The following is a 1,699-nucleotide window of genomic DNA, read 5'->3' as shown; positions in this document are numbered from 1 at the left end:
GGTACGCGTAGTCCATGAACAACACCACGTCTGCCTCGACAATTTCCGCTCCGAGGTGGACGAGCTTCGCTGTATTTTGGGCGATGCCGAGCACCTGCGCCTTGGTCTTGGCGGGCATGGCGGAGGCATCGATACCGATCACGTTGCGCTGTCGACCATCCTTGGCGAACCCGACGAGCATGCCGCCGTGGGTTGAACCAGTCACCGTACAGACGACGATATAGTCGAAGGCAAACCCAAGCTGCTCTTCCTGGGCACGCACCTCCTCAGCGAACCCCACATAGCCCAGGCCGCCGTATTTGTGGACAGAGGCGCCGGCAGGTATCGCATATGGCCTGCCGCCCCTTGCCTTGACTTCATAAAGTGCCTTTTCCCAGCTGCGGCGGATGCCGATGTCAAAGCCCTCGTCAACCAGGCGCACCTCTGCCCCCATGATGCGGCTCAAGAGGATATTGCCGACCCGGTCGTAGACAGCATCATCATGTGGGACCCAGCTCTCCTGGACCAGGAGGCATTTCATGCCGATCTTGGCGGCGACCGCAGCGACCATGCGCGTATGGTTGGACTGCACGCCACCGATTGTGACGAGCGTATCGGCATCTGACGCGATCGCGTCGGGCACAATGTATTCGAGCTTGCGCAGCTTGTTTCCGCCGAACGCGAGACCGGAGTTGCAGTCCTCGCGTTTGACGTAGATTTCCACCTTGTCGCCCAGATGCTTGCCGAGGCGGTCGAGCCTCTCGATCGGCGTGGGTCCAAAGGTGAGCGGATAACGTTCGAATTTTTCCAGCATGCTATCTCCAGCAAAAAAGTACCTGAACCGGCTACGCACCGGTCAGCCCAGGGGTATGGTCGCGTGTTAGCCGAACACAGATTCCCTATACGATCAGCTCAGTCATCAGAGGGTGACCAAAATTGGTGTGGGTCTGAGCACTGATCCTGTCATCCGCGCATCAAAGCAGCAGCACATGCTGGGCATTCGACCAAGCCGGGACACAGCTGAAAATTGCATTCCGCAGTTGATCAGAGTCAGACGACTGGTACCCGAGCTTTCCTGTAACCATCGGCATGCTGGCCCCTGTGGCGAGTTCCACGAGCGCGGCTAGAGGACTGCCAGATCAGAAAGAGCACGCGGCCGAAGGAGCCGGCCTGAAGCAGCAGCGAACAGGCCAGCGTCGTGACGACTGCCACACGGAGCGAATCCAAAGCGAAGTAAACCATCGACGCATTGCTGCACAGGACCAGCCCCACGAGCCGACAAAAAGATGAAGTGCACGCCGCTCCCCTGGTTTTCGCCAGATCATGTTGCGAGCTCGTCGGCCGCAACATGCGTCTGGCAGTTCTTGGGGCAGACGCGGCCGCAGGCTCCGCAGCCGATGCAGCGGCCGGCATCATCGACAACCATGATCATGCGATTGAGCTTGCCGTCGAAATCGTCGTCCTCGTCATCGCAGGGGCCGAGGATTTCACCCGCATCATCAACGCCGTGAAGATGCATGACATCGCGCGAGCAGACCTTGAAACAACGGCAGCAGCCGATGCAGGTTTGCTATCGATGGAGGTCAGGTACGGCGGCATCCAAATGGAGCCGTCACGGGTGGTGAATGTGCGCATCATCCTAAATTCTTCATTGAAGCGAGTTCTCTCTTGGCAACATCCAACTCGGCATAAACGGCTTGGGTTTTCTCGGCGACTTCCT

2 protein-coding genes and 1 pseudogene are annotated in these 1,699 nt (G+C 58.6%); all 3 read right to left on the bottom strand.

From position 1 onward, the window contains the following. The coding region (locus EOA27_RS35415) for a 1-aminocyclopropane-1-carboxylate deaminase (protein WP_127258612.1) at window positions 1–793 on the bottom strand (793 nt) is incomplete at its 3' end. A gap of 236 nt (window positions 794–1,029) precedes the next feature. Then, complete coding sequence (locus tag EOA27_RS42675) at window positions 1,030–1,221, bottom strand: exopolysaccharide production repressor protein (protein WP_127394248.1); 192 nt, start codon at window positions 1,219–1,221, stop codon at window positions 1,030–1,032. Window positions 1,222–1,300: 79 nt separating this feature from the next. Beyond that, window positions 1,301–1,617: pseudogene (gene fdxB, locus EOA27_RS35405) on the bottom strand (ferredoxin III, nif-specific). Window positions 1,618–1,699: the final 82 nt, after the last annotated feature.

The sequence above is a fragment of the Mesorhizobium sp. M2A.F.Ca.ET.037.01.1.1 genome (assembly GCF_003998075.1).
GTDB lineage: Bacteria > Pseudomonadota > Alphaproteobacteria > Rhizobiales > Rhizobiaceae > Mesorhizobium.
This window is presented reverse-complemented; position numbering and strand designations above follow the sequence as displayed.